15 protein-coding genes are annotated in these 16076 nt (G+C 44.8%); 8 read left to right on the plus strand and 7 right to left on the minus strand.

The window, feature by feature from the left end:
- The first annotated feature begins 181 nt into the window (after positions 1–181).
- Together OCU90_RS05900 and OCU90_RS05905 are read left to right on the plus strand one after the other, a co-directional pair.
- Positions 182–1087, plus strand: a complete 906-nt coding sequence (locus tag OCU90_RS05900; RefSeq protein ID WP_017086200.1) for a manganese-dependent inorganic pyrophosphatase — start codon at positions 182–184, stop codon at positions 1085–1087.
- 149 nt (positions 1088–1236) lie between these two features.
- Complete coding sequence (locus OCU90_RS05905; RefSeq protein WP_004734596.1) at positions 1237–1626, plus strand: DUF2750 domain-containing protein; 390 nt, start codon at positions 1237–1239, stop codon at positions 1624–1626.
- A gap of 240 nt (positions 1627–1866) precedes the next feature.
- Here OCU90_RS05905 and OCU90_RS05910 read toward each other — a convergent pair whose 3' ends face one another.
- The 7 genes from OCU90_RS05910 to pspF all read right to left on the minus strand — a co-directional run bounded on the left by OCU90_RS05910 (position 1867) and on the right by pspF (position 9046).
- The gene (locus tag OCU90_RS05910) at positions 1867–2646 is read right to left on the minus strand and encodes a DUF2927 domain-containing protein (protein WP_061022629.1); all 780 of its coding nucleotides are present in this window, start codon (positions 2644–2646) and stop codon (positions 1867–1869) included.
- 36 nt (positions 2647–2682) lie between these two features.
- On the minus strand, positions 2683–3465 hold the full coding sequence (locus OCU90_RS05915) for a peptide ABC transporter ATP-binding protein (RefSeq protein ID WP_004734598.1): 783 nt from the start codon (positions 3463–3465) through the stop codon (positions 2683–2685).
- The gene (locus OCU90_RS05920; RefSeq protein ID WP_017078997.1) at positions 3462–4463 is read right to left on the minus strand and encodes a peptide ABC transporter ATP-binding protein; all 1002 of its coding nucleotides are present in this window, start codon (positions 4461–4463) and stop codon (positions 3462–3464) included. Before OCU90_RS05920 ends, OCU90_RS05915 begins: the two co-directional genes overlap by 4 nt.
- The gene (sapC, locus tag OCU90_RS05925; RefSeq protein WP_017078998.1) at positions 4463–5350 is read right to left on the minus strand and encodes a putrescine export ABC transporter permease SapC; all 888 of its coding nucleotides are present in this window, start codon (positions 5348–5350) and stop codon (positions 4463–4465) included. Before sapC ends, OCU90_RS05920 begins: the two co-directional genes overlap by 1 nt.
- Positions 5337–6299 (minus strand): ABC transporter permease, encoded by a 963-nt coding sequence (locus tag OCU90_RS05930; RefSeq protein ID WP_004734601.1) that lies wholly within the window; start codon positions 6297–6299, stop codon positions 5337–5339. Before OCU90_RS05930 ends, sapC begins: the two co-directional genes overlap by 14 nt.
- Positions 6299–7921 carry an ABC transporter substrate-binding protein SapA gene (gene sapA / locus OCU90_RS05935; RefSeq protein WP_061022627.1) on the minus strand — a complete coding sequence of 541 codons (1623 nt, stop codon included), beginning with the start codon at positions 7919–7921 and terminating at the stop codon, positions 6299–6301. The genes OCU90_RS05930 and sapA overlap by 1 nt, the downstream gene beginning before the upstream one ends.
- A gap of 102 nt (positions 7922–8023) precedes the next feature.
- A complete protein-coding gene (pspF, locus tag OCU90_RS05940) occupies positions 8024–9046 on the minus strand; it encodes a phage shock protein operon transcriptional activator (RefSeq protein WP_004734603.1) in 1023 nt (340 codons plus the stop codon).
- A 316-nt stretch (positions 9047–9362) separates the two neighbouring features.
- Between pspF and pspA the strand changes: the two genes are divergently transcribed.
- The 6 genes from pspA to OCU90_RS05970 all read left to right on the plus strand — a co-directional run bounded on the left by pspA (position 9363) and on the right by OCU90_RS05970 (position 16043).
- Positions 9363–10034, plus strand: a complete 672-nt coding sequence (gene pspA / locus OCU90_RS05945; protein ID WP_017079001.1) for a phage shock protein PspA — start codon at positions 9363–9365, stop codon at positions 10032–10034.
- 14 nt (positions 10035–10048) lie between these two features.
- Complete coding sequence (gene pspB, locus OCU90_RS05950; protein WP_004734605.1) at positions 10049–10282, plus strand: envelope stress response membrane protein PspB; 234 nt, start codon at positions 10049–10051, stop codon at positions 10280–10282.
- Positions 10275–10661, plus strand: a complete 387-nt coding sequence (gene pspC / locus OCU90_RS05955) for an envelope stress response membrane protein PspC (protein ID WP_029222097.1) — start codon at positions 10275–10277, stop codon at positions 10659–10661. Before pspB ends, pspC begins: the two co-directional genes overlap by 8 nt.
- 157 nt (positions 10662–10818) lie before the next feature.
- On the plus strand, positions 10819–11853 hold the full coding sequence (locus OCU90_RS05960) for an efflux RND transporter periplasmic adaptor subunit (RefSeq protein WP_017086192.1): 1035 nt from the start codon (positions 10819–10821) through the stop codon (positions 11851–11853).
- Position 11854: 1 nt separating this feature from the next.
- Positions 11855–12940 carry an efflux RND transporter periplasmic adaptor subunit gene (locus OCU90_RS05965; protein WP_029222096.1) on the plus strand — a complete coding sequence of 362 codons (1086 nt, stop codon included), beginning with the start codon at positions 11855–11857 and terminating at the stop codon, positions 12938–12940.
- Positions 12933–16043 carry an efflux RND transporter permease subunit gene (locus tag OCU90_RS05970; protein ID WP_017079006.1) on the plus strand — a complete coding sequence of 1037 codons (3111 nt, stop codon included), beginning with the start codon at positions 12933–12935 and terminating at the stop codon, positions 16041–16043. The genes OCU90_RS05965 and OCU90_RS05970 overlap by 8 nt, the downstream gene beginning before the upstream one ends.
- Positions 16044–16076 lie beyond the last annotated feature (33 nt).

The following is a 16076-nucleotide window of genomic DNA, read 5'->3' on the forward strand; positions in this document are numbered from 1 at the left end:
GGCTTAAGATAAATATATACGAATGATAATAATTATCAATTGCATTTGTTGTTTTTTTATCTATTGTTACCATTGGCTAAACCTACGAAACATGACCAACCTGAAAAAATGAGGTAAAGTATGGCTAATAAAGAGAGGCTCTAAAGGTAGAGTCATAATTGTTAGTGTAATAGGAAGAAACATGATTTTAGTTGTTGGTCACAAAAACCCTGATAGTGACAGTATTTGTAGTGCGTTAGTTGCAACAGAGCTTCTTAAAGCTCGTGGCGAGGAAGCGACACCAATTCGCCAAGGCGAGATCAACCGCGAAACTCAACACATTCTAGAAGTCGCTGGTGCTGAAAAACCAGAACTTCGTACTTCTGTTGCTGGTGAAAAAATCTGGTTAGTAGACTACTCAGATCTAGCACAAGCACCGGACGATGTTGCTGAAGCTGAGATCGTAGGTATTGTCGATCACCACCGTTTAGGTGACGCGATGACAGTTAACCCTATGGAAGCTTGGATCTGGCCTGTTGGTTGTACAAATACTGTACTTTTCAACATGTTCAAGATTGAAGGTCACTCTATCTCTCAACAAATCGCTAAACTGATGATGTCTGCAATTCTTTCAGACACGGTTGGTTTTGCTTCTCCAACATGTACTCAAAAAGACAAAGACGCGGTTGCTGAGCTTGCTGAAATCGCTGGCGTGACTGACATTGATGCATTCATCAAAGCGCTTCTAATCGCTAAGACAAACATCGAAGGCCTATCTGCTGCACAACTAGTAGAAAAAGACCTTAAAGGCTACCCATTCAACGGTCGTGATGTTGTTGTTGGTCAAGTTGAGCTTGCGACTCTTGAGCAAGTAGATGGCATGATTGAAGCGCTAGAAGCGGATCTTGAAGAACGTTGTGAGAAAGACGGTCTAGCATTTGCTGCGGTAATGCTAACAGACATCACTACTGCGCAAACTCACCTTCTATACAAAGGCGAGTGGGCTGATAAACTGGTTAAGCACGAGAAAGACGGCGTATTAATGATGGAAAATACATTAAGCCGTAAGAAGCAAGGCTGGCCTTGGTTACAGGGTGAGCTTGTTTAATCAAGTCGCTTAATTATAAACGCCTGCTAATTTAGCAGGCGTTTTTCTTTGAAGTAGATTTTCTTCTTCATCGAAAATGTTTGAAGTTAAAAGCTCTCGGCATAAAATAGCTTTAAGAGCAAAGTTACTGACTAAAGTAGGAAATTAAGATGACTACACAGCTAGACGATAAAAAAATCGCTGAAATCAATAAGTATACGGGTGAGCAACGCCTAAAGTACTGTGTGAAAGAAATCGTAGCGAACCGTGAAGTATGGATCTTAACCGATGAACACGGTTGTGTAATGCTTAACACAGAAGATGAAGACTGTGTTCCAGTATGGCCAAATCAAGAGTTTGCTGAATCTTGGGCTACGGGTGATTGGTCTGAGTGTAAAGCTGAGTCTATCTCGTTGAACAAATGGCATAGCCGTTGGACGAACGGTCTAGAAGACGATGAGCTTGCAGTGGTTGTGTTCCCGAACGAACAGGAAGAAGGTGTTATCTTGTTCCCAGATGAGTTCGACTTCGAATTGAAAAAGCAGGCTGCTAAGCGCTAGTGCTTTCGTAACACGGTTACACGGTTACATGGTAAGTCAGCGTTGTCTTTTCTTAGGCAGCGCTATCATTCTATTTTCCCATCTAAGCTGTTCAGAAAAACAAAGTAACGTCCCTGCCTATTTCCGCTAGTACTCAATTCTTCCGTTAGCCCTCAATATTCCTGTTCGTGGTTAGTTATTCCGTTAGTACTCGATCATTCCGTTAGTATTCAATATTTCTGTGTGCAGTTAGTTATTCCATTAGTACCCAATTAACTGATACAACGGTGCTTGCTGCGCGGCTTTTGAAGCTTGTTGGAGCACGCCAGTTTTGCTGTATTGCTTTAGTATCTTTCGAACAATTGGTTTTACTTCAGATTTTGTCATTCCAGCTTTCAATTCCGGCTCATACAGTAGCTTTAGTAGCACCACATCTAAGGGTGATAATAAGTCTTCTGGCGTATGGTCATTGAAAATAGAAGGGTAGGCTTTATCTGAATCATTCGGCAGGCCTAAAACCTGTGTGATTTCTTCCACGATACAGGCGACGAGCTTACCTCGAGATCTTGCTTGATCAACGGGAATAACAATCCCAGCGTAAACAATCTCACCTTTAGAATTTGTTCGATAACCCGCCGTGCAAATAGCGTTGTTTAAGTGCTCAGTTGATTTGAGTTTGAGCACCAATTTCGCCTCAGATACCCACTGACTTTGCCTCGTGTATATCCATTTTACGTTCGCTTCAGACTCTTTGTTGACGATTGTTATCGGGTGCTGAGTAACTTCGGATAAGTGTCGGATATGAAGCTCTGTGAGCTCTTGATGCAGTTCCTCATCACCCACTCGATGATCGATCCAAATCTTGATCGGTTGTTTCCATTTGGCGAGTGGTTTGTTGCCTTGGGAATATTCGTGTTGAAGTGCGACGTTATAAAAGGCAGTTTCGACGAAGCTTCTATCTAGCCAGGTGAGGGGTGTGCTTGTTGCGTTAAAGGAAAACAGCGCCAACAAAAGGGGAAGCATTGAAGCTCTTAATAACATACCTTTCCCCTTTGTTGAACGTAGCGTGATTCGAGATTAGTGGTTCGGCGCTTTGGAGAAATGGCTCTCAACCAATCTTTGGGTGATTTGGTGAGTTGGATTGGTTAACACTTGATCCGTTTCCCCACTCTCAACCACATTACCTTCGTGCATGACGATGATTTTGTCGGTAATGTGTTTAACAATACCAAGGTGTTGAGATACGTAGACGAACGATACGCCCATCTCTTCTTGTAGCTCTAAGAACAAATTGATGATTTGAGAGCGCATTGCCATGTCCAAACCATTCAACGCTTCGTCTGCAACAATGATTGATGGTTGAAGGATTAACGCACGAGCCAAACAAACCCTTTGTTTTTGGCCTGCAGCCAGCATCTGCGGGTAGAAGTAAGCATGTTCCGGTAGAAGGCCCACACGTAACAGGGTGTCTTTCACACGACGCATACGGGCTTCTGGTGGCATATTGGTGTTTCGCTTTAATGGACCTTCAAGAATTCGACCAATCTGAATGCGCGGGTTAAGCGAGGTGTTCGGATCTTGGAAGATCATTCGAATCAGCTTACAGCGAGTCGAGTAGTCCTTGTGCTCTAGCTTTTCACCGTTCACACGAATCTCGCCCGCAGTTGGCTCTACCATGCCAGCTAGCATTCTTGCTAATGTCGACTTTCCTGAACCATTCTGACCGATAAAACCAATCGTCTGTCCCGCCTCAAGCGAAAAGCTTACTGGTTTCACTGCCTGATGAATCTTTTTACGGAAAAGACCAGAGCGAGTCGTAAAGTCTTTAGATAAATCAATGACTTCTAATAATGCACTCATGATTTCTTTTTCTTCTCCATATTAAGAGGGAAGTGACAATTGAACTTATGGTTTTTGATTCGTTTGGTATAAGGAATCTCAACACATTGCCTTTGCGCATACGGGCAACGTGGTCCTAGTCGACAACCAATAGGAAGGTGCTGCAACGGAGGGATTGAACCTGGCAAAGACTGTAGCTTCTCTTTATGAGGAATCCAGTCGTTAAAGTCAGGCATCGCTTTCAGTAGAGCGACGGTATATGGGTGTTTAGGTGCATCCAACAGCTTCTGCGTATCCGCGGATTCCACAGACTGACCGCAGTACATAACGGTAATGCGAGTTGCCCATTGGGTAATGGTGGTTAAGTCATGGCCGATCAGCACGATGGTCGTGTTATTGATCTGATTCATACGACTCAACAGACGCAATATTTGAGACTGTGTAATCGGATCTAGATCGTTGGTTGGTTCATCAGCGATCAAGACTTTTGGTTTGGCTGCGATCGCCATGGCGATCATGACTTTTTGACACTCACCATCGGTCAACTCATAAGAGTAACTGTCCATAAGACGAGAGTGATCTTTAATACCGACTTTGTGCAGTAGAGCGATGGCCTGCTTCTTACGCCATTTGAATCTCTGCCACCACCGACCTTCAAACGAATAGGAAGGAATCGCTTCAATCAGTTGATGGCCCACTTTTTCAGATGGATCAAGACAGGAGGATGGCTCTTGAAAGATCATCGCGATATCACGAGCAATAACTCGGCGTCGTTCTTTGGGTGTCAGTTGCAGGAGGTCGATATTGCCAAGGCGCATTCGGTCGGCAGATACTTTCCAGTTTTCTTTACAAACCCCAACGATTGCTTTCGCAACCAAGCTCTTGCCTGAGCCTGATTCACCTACTAAGCCGCGAATTTCCCCTTCATTGAGGGTAAGACTCATTCTATCAACGGCTTTAACCATCCCTTGAGGGGTCTCAATCTCGATGGTTAGATGTCGAATATCAAGTAAAGGCATTATTCGATTCCTGCATTTAGCGCTTGGCGAACACCTTCACCGACGAGGTTAATCACGATCACTGTAAACATAATGGCTAAACCGGGTAGGGTTACTGTCCATGGTGCGAGGTAAATCAGCTCTACAGAGTCACCCAAGATTGAGCCCCACTCGGTACTTGGTGCTTGAGCGCCAAGCCCTAAGAAACCCAAAGCCGTGATATCAAGAATGGCGACTGACAATGCCAGTGTAATTTCAAGAGCCACCACGGTAAGAATATTAGGAAGGATTGAATTCCATAACAGGTAGAAGTCGTTCGCACCATCGAGGCGAGAAGCCAAAATATAGTCTTTTTCTACCTCAGCGTGCACGGCAATGTATACCGAACGAATAAAGCGTGGAATCAATGCTAAACATAAGGCAAGCAAGATATTAAACTCGCCAAAACCAAGAAACGCCACGAAGATAATTGCCAGTAACAGAGACGGAATCGACATAACGGTATCAAGCAGGTGGTTTAGCGTGCTTGATAGTAATCCACGAGTCATCCCCGCAAGTACGCCAATCAGGCAACCAATGACTGCTGCGATAAAGGTAATCACAACCGCGGCACCAAACGTCAGCTGAGAGCCGATAATCAGACGAGAAAGAATATCTCGGCCTAAGTCATCGGTACCTAAGAAATACTCAACTGTTCCTGAGGGATCCCAAGAGGGTGGGGTTAACAGGTGTCCCGTTTGTTCTTGAGCATCATGCGGAGCTAGCCATGGTGAAGTGACGGTGATTAGAATGATTAAGGCCAAACACCACAGTCCAAACATAGCGAGATTATTGCCACGGAAGCTGCGCCAGAAACGCTCGAACTGGGTTGGAATCTGCTCTTCTTGGTAGACGTTATTTGTTAGCATACCATTCCTTCCTTACCAGTGGATTGACCATCGCGCCTAATAGATCGGACAGAATGTTTGCGGTTAAAACCAAGGTTGCTACGACTATTACGCCAGCTTGAATTGAAACGTAATCTTGATTAGATAAAGCATCCAATAACCAGCGGCCAATACCCGGCCAGTTAAAGATAGACTCGGTAATAATAGCGAGCGTTAACATACTTGATAGTTGAACGCCGACCTTAGGAATAATCGGTGGTATCGCATTTCTTAACACGTGCTGCGTGACGATCTCTCTTGTTGAAAGACCTTTAATTCGTGCGGCGCGGATGTAGTTTTGAGTCATCACTTCAGCCACTGACGCTCTCATCAGTCGAATTACCTGAGTCGTTGGGGCGAGTGCCAATACAAGACAAGGTAACGCCATATGTTCGATAACACTTTGCAGTGCGTGTGCTCGATAACGACCTTCAGCAAAAAAGGCATCAATTATAGCGAAGCCAGTGACGTGTTCAATTTCGTAAAGCAGGTCGTATCGCCCACCAACTGGGAACATCTCAAAGTGCAACGAAAACACCATGATCATCAGTAGTGCGACCCAAAATATAGGTGCAGAGTAACCGGCCATTGAAGTAAACGATATGGTGGTATCGACAAACTTGCCCTGTCTCATGCCAGCAATAGTGCCGAAAGGGATGCCGATAAACAGCGCAAGCACAAAAGCAAAGAAACACAGTTCTAACGTTGCAGGGAACACCACGACAAGCTCATCGATGATAGGCGCTCCGTGCTTGCTCAAGCCAAAGTTCAGTGTCGATAATTCTGTGATATAGCTAAGCCAACCGGGCCAAAAGTCTTGAATCGCCCAAGGTGAGGTTTGGTCTAGTCGAAGCAGAGCGAACCCCACTAACGTTAGGATCCCCAATGTGATAATGAATAAGTTTACACGTCTTAATGTATACCAAAACATCACTGCACCTCTCTTCTGACTTGATCAAAAGGTTGAGCATTGAACGGGCTCTGCTTAAAGCCACTTAGCGAACGATCGTGCACGCGGAATTGCACGCCATGAGCGAGAGGAATCACAGGAACTTCTTCATTGAGAATGTTTTGGGCTTGTCGATACAAGTTCACACGGTGCCTTTGTTGATTGATCTCTAATGCTAAGTCGAGAAGGAAATCAAAGTCAGAGTTACACCACATAGAGACGTTTAATCCTGCGCGCTCTGAGCTACATGAAAGAAGCGGACGCAAGAAGTTGTCTGGGTCGCCCGTATTGCCGATCCAACCTGTGAGCAACAAGTCTGTTGAGGAAATGGATGATAGCTGTGTACGATCAAATCGGTCGTCGGTATAGAGCTTAAGTTCGATACCAATATCAGCTAAATTTGCTTGGATTAATTCTGCCGTTTTCCTTGGGCTCGGATTGTAAGCTCTTGGCTCTAATGGCACCCACATTGAAAGCTCTAATCCCGGTTCGACGCCAGCCTCTTTTAAAAGAGCGACCGCGTAGTTTCGGTCATAGCGAACTTGAACACTGTCTTTTTGATAAGCCCAAGAAGTAGGGGGAAGCAAGGTGTAGGCTTTTGTACCTGTACCGTAGTACACAGAATCAAGAATGTTCTGACGATTGATAGCCAAGTTCAGCGCTTTGCGCACTCGTGAGTCTCGCAGTGCAGGGTGCTCGGTGTTCAGGGCGATGAAAGAGACATTAACCGCAGGCGTGGCGGAAATCTTCAACTCTTCATGAGCTTGAATAATAGGAATCTGACTAGAAATCGGTGAGTTCAATACATCACACTCACTACGAAGTAGCTTGGCAAGAGTCCCTGTCCCACGTTGTGAAGTATCAAACACAACTTGGTCCATTTCTACGTCACCCTTCCAATAGTGCTTGTTCTTTTTCAAGCGAACTAGATCATTGATTTGGTATTCATCCAAGTAGAAAGGACCTGTGCCAACGGGCTTGGAGTCTATTTCATTCTTTTCATCCGTAGCAATGAGTTTATTGGCATATTCTTTAGAGTGAATGACCGCATAGCTGGTGGCGATATTGTTGAGAAATGAATTGTCTGGGCGACTTAATTGGAATTTCACCGTCAGGTCATCAACCGCAGTGATATCGACGATCAGGTTTTGGAAATCGATACCAGCAAACCATGGGTATAGGCCGCCGCCTACATAATGAAATGGGTTTGAACTGTCAATGATTCGCTCAAAACTAAAGACCACATCTTGTGCATTCATACTGCGAGTTGGGGTAAACCAGTCTGTGGTTTGAAACGCAACATTAGGGCGCAGTTTGAACGTGTACTCTGTACCCGATTCATCGACAGACCAGCTTGTTGCCAAGTTCTGTTTTGGTCGATAAGTCATTGGATCAAGAGTGAGCAGTGTATCGAAAATTTGAGGGCTCAGCGATTCTGAGGTAATACCACTATCAACCAGTTGTGGGTTGAAAGTACTAGGATTACCTTGGCCGCAATAAATGAAGCCTTTTTCACGGATTTGCTCGTGATTCACACTCTCACCACATCCAGCTAAAAAGCTCAGCGTGCAGATGCTCAGTGATAGTCTTATTAGTGCTTTCATAAAAAGAAATACTTTTCGAAACGAGGCGTTAGAGGAGCCTCAAGATCCGGATAATTTAACATTTTATTTATTCGGCTCCAAATAATAATCAAGTGCTGACAGCTATTTATCGTTAGCTTGTCCGACAATCGCGTACTTCCTCACCATTCCACGTAATTGGTTGTAGGTTAATCCAAGTAATTCTGCTGCTTGTTTCTGGTTGTACTTGCTCTGTTTTAGGGCTTGATTGAGCAGCTTGATGTCTTGTTGTTCTTGCCATGCTTTGTAATCAAGTGGCAAAGAAAACGAGCTCTCTGATGAAGTATGGCTGTTGGACGGCGCATTGCCAATTTCATGCGTGGAATCTTGATCTATTTTCCATGCGGGTTTGAATGGGTTAAACACCAAAGATTCAATAGGATATGGGTCTTTACCATGCTGGTAGACTGCCCGCTCAATAACGTTCTTGAGTTCTCGCACATTCCCTGGCCATGAATAATCCAGCAGCGCCTCAACGGCAGACGGAGCAAAGCCAACAAACAACTCCAATTCTAATTCACGGCACATCTTAATGGCGTAGTATTCTGCCAGCAGCGTGATGTCTTCTTTTCGCTCTCGAAGAGGGGGGATAGTAATCACGTCAAACGCGAGCCTGTCCAATAAGTCGGCTCTGAATTCGCCCCTTAATGCCATGTCTGGCAAGTCAGCGTTGGTCGCGCAAACCAGTCTTACGTTGGCACTTAAAGCTTTTTGTCCGCCGACACGTTCATATTGCCCGTATTCAATAACACGCAATAGCTTCTCTTGAACGGCTAAGGGCGTGGTCGCGAGCTCATCAAGAAACAGTGTTCCACCTTCCGCTCTTTCAAATCGACCCTGATGACGACCTTTTGAACCAGTAAAGGAACCAGACTCATGACCAAACAACTCAGAATCAATCAAACCCTCACTGAGCGTTGAGCAATTAAGTGAGATCAACGGCTGATCCCATCGCCTTGAAAGGTAATGCAGTCTTTGTGCGATCAACTCTTTACCCGTACCACGCTCGCCAATGATCAGAATCGGTCTTTCTATTGGTGCGAGTTGGGATACTTTATCTAAAACGGAGAGAAAGCTAGGTGATTCACCAATGAGGTTCTGCTGCATAGCGGGTCCTTGTGTGATTTGAGCGCCGATGGATGTGATTTAGAAAGCCTTATTTAAACCACGTCATGTAAATAGCTTAAGTATAAGAGTCGTAGTGGTGAAAAATACCAATACTTGGCTAAATTCATCATAGCATGGTTCGGGTTAATCACCATTTTATTGTAAGTGTCTGATAATAAATGGCTTAAAAGTTGGCACGCTACTTGGATTACTTATGGTAGGTTTAACAACAAACGTAAATTTTTGAGCAAGTGGATTGAGAAATCGAATAACGCTTTAAAGCACATTTGCCATCATTGTAATTAAGGAGTTCCTCATGGGTATTTTTTCTCGCTTTGCAGACATTGTAAATTCGAACATCAGTGCACTTTTAGACAAGGCTGAAGATCCTGAAAAGATGATTCGCCTGATTATCCAAGAAATGGAAGATACGCTGGTTGAGGTTCGCACTAACTCCGCTAAAGCTATCGCAGATAAAAAAGAGTTAGCACGTAAAGTTGAAGCTATCGAAACTCAGATTCTAGATTGGCAAAACAAAGCGACACTAGCACTGACTAAACAACGTGAAGACTTAGCTAGAGCGGCGCTAATCGAAAAGCAAAAACTTGAAGATATAATCAAAAGCCTTCACACAGAGCAAACCTTGGTTCACGAAACCATCGAAAAGCTGACCAGTGAAATTGGTAAGCTCGAAACCAAAATCGTAGAAACTCGCGCAAAGCAGCAAGCATTGATGATTCGTAATAATGCTGCGAGCAATCGTCGTGATGTTCAAAAACATCTGCATTCAAGCAAAACCAACGAAGCTATGGCGAAGTTTGAGCAATTCTCGCGTAAAGTGGATGAATTAGAAGCCGAAGCGGACGTTTACGCGAAAACAGGTAACGCAAAATCGTTAGACCAAGAATTTGCAGATCTACAAGCTCAAGATGAAATTGAAAAAGAGCTGGCGAAACTGAAGCAACAAGTTGAAAACCGCGATAAATAATTTAGGAGTTGTCTATGTCAACATTTCTAATTGCAGGCCCACTGATTGTCTTTTTAATCTTCGTGGCACCGCTATGGTTGTTCTTACATTACCGCAGCAAGAAGAAATCCAGTAATGGTCTTTCGGAAACGGATCTTCAGCGTTTGCACAAGCTTTCTGCTCAAGCTGAATCGATGCAAGACCGAGTGAAAACACTAGAAAAAATACTGGATGCGGAGTCACCTAACTGGAGACGAAACTATGAGTAGAGAACTGTATCGCGATCCTATTAACGGTAAGCTGTCCGGTGTGTGTGCAGGGTTAGCGAACTACTTTGGCCTTGAAGTGTGGTTGGTTCGTATCTTGGTTATCTCGGCGGCACTGCTTGGTGGTAGCTTTTTGGTGTTATTAGCGTATGTAGCTTTGACATTTATGCTTGAAAAACAACCACCTCAGTATGTCGATCAAATGAAGGCTAAACAGGAGCACACGCTCAAGCAAAAACCTTGGGAAAAAGGGCAAACCGCAGAGTCGTTACTGGGCACTTTAGAGGGTGATTTCCAGAAATTAGAGACCAGTGTCCGCAATATGGAAGCTTATGTGACTTCGGATACTTTCAAAGTCGATCGCGCATTTAAGAACATGTAGTGGTAAACCTGAAAAACATTAGATAACGGTTTAGGAAAATTTATTCCAAGCCGTTATTTTTTTTAATAATTTTGTCTAAATAAATCTTACGATAACTGGTAAGTTACATGTGATTAATCTATGTTATAAAAATATTTATAGTTATGGATGATCACTAATGTATAGAGCCTCCGTTGTCCTATTGACAGCCTTAGCTGGGTTGTCTGGGTGTGGTAAGGAGCTTCCTCCCGTACCTGAACCTGATTCTAGACCCGCCAAACTCTTCACTGTCTCCGTCGGTAGTAATGCCTTTGAACGTAGCTTTCCAGCCACCACAGAAGCGGGTGACAAAGCAGTACTGGCATTTCGTGTTCCAGGGCTACTTCAGACTATCGATGTCACATCTGGTCAACAGGTTACCAAAGGTGATGGGCTTGCAACGCTTAATCCTGACGAATATCAGTTGTTAGAGAAGCAAGCGAGAGCCAACTTTAAGCTTGCCGATGTTCAATACCAACGTTCCATTAAGTTGCGTAAAGATCGCGTCGTATCTGAGCAAGACTTCGACCAAGCGAAAGCTAATCATAATTCTGCTAAAGCGGTGCTTAACCAAGCAAAAGCCAACCTACGTTATACCACTTTGGTTGCGCCTTACGATGGTACTATCTCCATAATTCCTGCTGAAAACCATGAATATATCGCTGCCAAACAAGGCGTGATGAATATTCAAACGAATCAAATCCTCAAAGTCGTATTCTTATTACCCGACCAACTTATCACGCGCTTTTCTTCAGGGTTTGAGACGGATGCAACCATGGTTTTTGATGCTTTCCCTGGTAGCTCCTACGCTTTAGCATTCCAAGAAGTTGATACTGAAGCGGATCCCAAAACCGGGTCGTACAAAGTCACCATGGTAATGGAAAGACCCACCGATGTTGGTATTTTGCCGGGTATGTCAGGCACAGTTCATTTAGTTTCAGCGTTAGCGGCCGCCACAAAAATTCCCACATCAGCAATGATGACTGATGGCGATGATGTCTCTGTGTGGCGCGTGAATAGCGACGGTATTGTTGAAAATGTCGCAATCATCATCGATGAAAAGCGCCATATTGTTTCAGGGTTGAACGATGGTGATCGCATCGTAACTTCTGGTGTTAATGGTCTTGAACCGGGCGTTAAAGTTCGAGAGTGGATCAAGGAAAGGGGGCTATAACATGAAAACACTTAAAGTGGCCGCTGGACTGTCGTGTTTGGCTTTACTTACGGCTTGTGAAGATAAACAAGTTGTAGAAGTGAATAACACGCCCTTGGTTAAAGCTATCGAGATTTCAGTCATCGACTTTAGCGACAAACTCTATTTCCCTGCGGTTGCAAACGCTGCCGAGAAGGCTCATCTCAGCTTTCGAGTCGCTGGTGAAATCAATAAGCTTGATGTGAAAGAAGGTGAGCGTGTTTCACAAGGAGACATCATTGCAGAGCTTGACCCTACCGATTATCAACTGGATGTCGACAATGCTCAGGCGCGTTACACGGTAATTAACAGTCAATACAGACGTTCAAGTCCGCTAGTGAAGAAAGGTTTATTGGCGAAGTCACAGTTTGATGAAATTGCTGCTCAACGCCAGATCGCTTATGCCGAGCTGGAACTCGCAAAACTGCGCTTGTCGTTCACTAAGCTTCGTGCCCCTGTTGATGGGATCATTTCTCGTGTCAGTGTCGATCAATATGAAAATATTCAGGTAGGCCAGCAGGTGGTGAACATTCACAGTGTCGAAGATGTTGAGGTTGTTATCCAACTGCCTGACCAGATTTACGTGAATCAGCCTAGCGAACAGCTGTTATCGAATGTTGAGGCTGTGGTAAGAGTGCCCAGTGGCAATGAATACACGGCGGCTATTAAGGAGTTTACCACTGAACCTGACCCAAGCACGGGCACGTTCACGGTGACGCTTGCTCTACCTATGCCGGAAGATGATTTGATTCTGGATGGTATGGCCGTTGAGGTGACGTCAAATGGGCGAGATATCGGCTTGGAGTTAAAAGCTGGGGTACTTATCCCAATCGAAGCTGTGTTTAATGCGGATGGCGATGATTTAACGCGCCAGAACTCTTATGTATGGGTGCTTAATGACGACAGTACCGTCTCAAAACAGCAAGTCGTAATAGGAAAAGCCAATCAGAAAACATTGCAGATCATGAAAGGATTAGAAATGGGGCAGCATGTCGTTGTTGCAGGCGTATCGCGATTGCGAGATGGGATGACAGTGGAAGTATTGTCTCAGGAGACGAACAATGAGTGAAGTAAATAACAAGCCCCAAAATGACGATCAACAGGGTGATGATCAGATCACAGGTGTTGCTTCTTACTTTATACGTAACAAAGTCATTAGCTGGATGCTATCTCTGATCTTTCTTATTGGTGGTGTCTCTGCCTTTTTCGGCTTGGGTCGTTTAGAAGATCCTGCCTTTACTATCAAAGATGCGATGGTTGTGACCTCTTACCCAGGGGCCACACCTCAACAAGTTGAAGAAGAAGTTACTTACCCATTAGAAAAAGCGATTCAACAACTTACCTATGTGGACGAAGTGAACTCTATCTCTAGCCGCGGCCTATCACAGGTAACGGTGACGATGAAGAACAACTACGGCCCAGATGATCTTCCGCAAATATGGGATGAACTTCGCCGAAAAGTGAATGATCTCAAGGTTGAACTGCCACCCGGCGTCAATGATCCTCAAGTCATCGATGACTTCGGTGATGTTTACGGTATTTTGCTGGCGGTGACGGGGGATGGCTATAGCTACAAAGAGTTGCTGGATTACATTGATTACCTAAGGCGAGAGCTAGAGTTGGTTGATGGCGTTAGTAAAGTCTCCGTTTCCGGCCAACAACAAGAGCAAGTGTTCATTGAGATATCGATGAAACGGATAAGCTCTCTGGGTCTGTCTCCAAGCACGGTATTTAACCTTTTATCGACTCAAAATATTGTATCAAGTGCAGGAGCGGTAAGGATTGGTGATGAATATATTCGAATCCATCCAACCGGTGAGTTCCAAAACGTTGAACAGCTTGGAGATTTGATTCTTACGGAAGGTGGCGCTCAAGGGCTTATCTATCTAAAAGATGTGGCGAATGTAACTCGTGGTTACGTTGAGGTACCGAGTAACATCATTGGTTATAACGGCGAACTCGCGCTTAACCTGGGTGTCTCTTTTGCGCAAGGCGTGAATGTGGTCGCTGTGGGTGAAGACTTTGATCGAAGACTCGCCGAGCTTAAATATCAACAACCCGTCGGTATCGACATCTCCGAGGTTTATAACCAACCTAAAGAGGTGAACAAGTCGGTAAGCGGATTTGTGGTGAGTTTAGGGCAGGCGGTTGCGATCGTAATCGTGGTGTTACTGTTCTTCATGGGAGTACGATCGGGTCTGTTGATTGGTTTGATACTGCTATTGACCGTATTCGGCACCTTTATTTTCATGCAGTACTTCAAAATCGATCTTCAACGTATTTCACTGGGCGCGTTGGTTATTGCCTTGGGGATGCTGGTGGATAATGCCATTGTGGTGGTGGAGGGGATATTGATCGGCACGCAGAAGGGGCGAACCCGGATGCAGGCCGCCACTGATATCGTGACCCAAACCAAATGGCCACTGCTTGGTGCAACGGTGATTGCGGTCACTGCGTTTGCTCCAATTGGTTTGTCTGAAGATTCAACGGGCGAATACTGTGGCACCTTGTTCACGGTACTATTGATTTCATTGATGCTGAGTTGGTTTACTGCCATCTCGATCACGCCGTTCTTTGCCGATATCTTCTTCAGAGGACAGAAGGTTGATCCCGATAACGAAGGCAAAGACCCATACAACGGGATGGTTTTTGTTATCTATAAAAACTTCCTTGAGTTCTGTATGAAACGCGCGTGGCTAACCATGATCGTTCTGGTGATTGGTTTAGGTGCGAGTGTGTACGGTTTTGGCTTTGTGAAACAAGCATTCTTCCCATCTTCAACTACTCCAATGTTCCAAGTGGATGTTTGGATGCCAGAAGGTACGGATATTCGAGCAACTAATACCAAGTTGAGAGTGCTTGAGAGTTGGTTGTCGGAACAAAGTGAAGTTGAACATATCACGACCACGGCCGGTAAAGGTCTGCAGCGTTTCATGTTGACCTACTCACCCGAGAAGAGTTATAGCGCGTATGGCGAAATCACGGTTCGTGTGAAAGATTATCAGGTGCTTGAGGGGCTGATGCGTCGCTTCCGTGAACACGTTGACAGTCAGTTCCCAGAAATTGATTACAAACTTAAGCAAATTGAATTAGGCCCTGGTGGCGGTGCGAAAATTGAGGCTCGAATCGTCGGTTCAGATCCAACCGTGCTACGTTCAATCGCAGCTCAAGTTATGGACATCATGCGTGCCGATGACGGAGCGTTTAACGTTCGTCATGATTGGCGTGAAAGAACTAAGGTCTTAGAGCCTCAGTTCAATGAAAGCCAAGCGCGTCGTTATGGTATTACCAAGTCTGACGTTGATGATTTCCTAGCGATGTCTTTCTCTGGTAAGTCGATTGGTGTGTATCGTGATGGTACTACGCTGATGCCTATTGTGGCTCGTTTACCTGAAGATGAGCGAGTTGATATTCGCAACATCGAAGGTATGAAGATTTGGAGCCCGGCATTAAGCGAATATATTCCGTTGCAGCAAGTGACGCTTGGCTACGAATTGGAATGGGAAGATCCACTTATCATCCGTAAGAATCGTAAGCGCATGCTGACGGTAATGGCCGACAACGACCTATTGGGTGAAGAAACGGCTTCGACGTTACAGAAACGCTTACAGCCACAAATTGAAGCGATTGAGATGCCTCCGGGTTATTCGTTGGAGTGGGGTGGTGAATATGAGTCATCTGCTGATGCACAAGCGTCACTGTTTACCACTATGCCGATGGGTTACCTGTTCATGTTCTTGATTACCGTGTTCTTGTTCAACTCGGTCAAAGAGCCGCTGATTGTTTGGCTAACGGTTCCATTAGCGCTAATCGGGGTAACGACAGGCTTATTAGCCTTGAATACACCATTTGGCTTCATGGCATTGCTAGGCTTCTTGAGTTTATCCGGGATGCTACTTAAGAACGGTATCGTACTGCTTGATCAAATTGAGATTGAGATGAAGTCCGGTAAAGATCCGTATGTCGCGGTTGTTGATGCGGCACTGAGTCGTGTTCGTCCGGTATGTATGGCAGCGATCACCACCATTCTTGGTATGATCCCTCTACTACCGGATATCTTTTTTAAACCAATGGCAGTAACTATCATGTTTGGTTTAGGCTTTGCGACTGTACTCACGCTAATCGTAGTACCTGTGCTGTATCGTTTATTCCATAAAATTGAAGTGGCTTAACGTCAACTAACCTTTGAAATAATGCCCCTATTT

It is taken from the genome of Vibrio splendidus, from assembly GCF_024347615.1.
Lineage (GTDB): Bacteria > Pseudomonadota > Gammaproteobacteria > Enterobacterales > Vibrionaceae > Vibrio > Vibrio splendidus.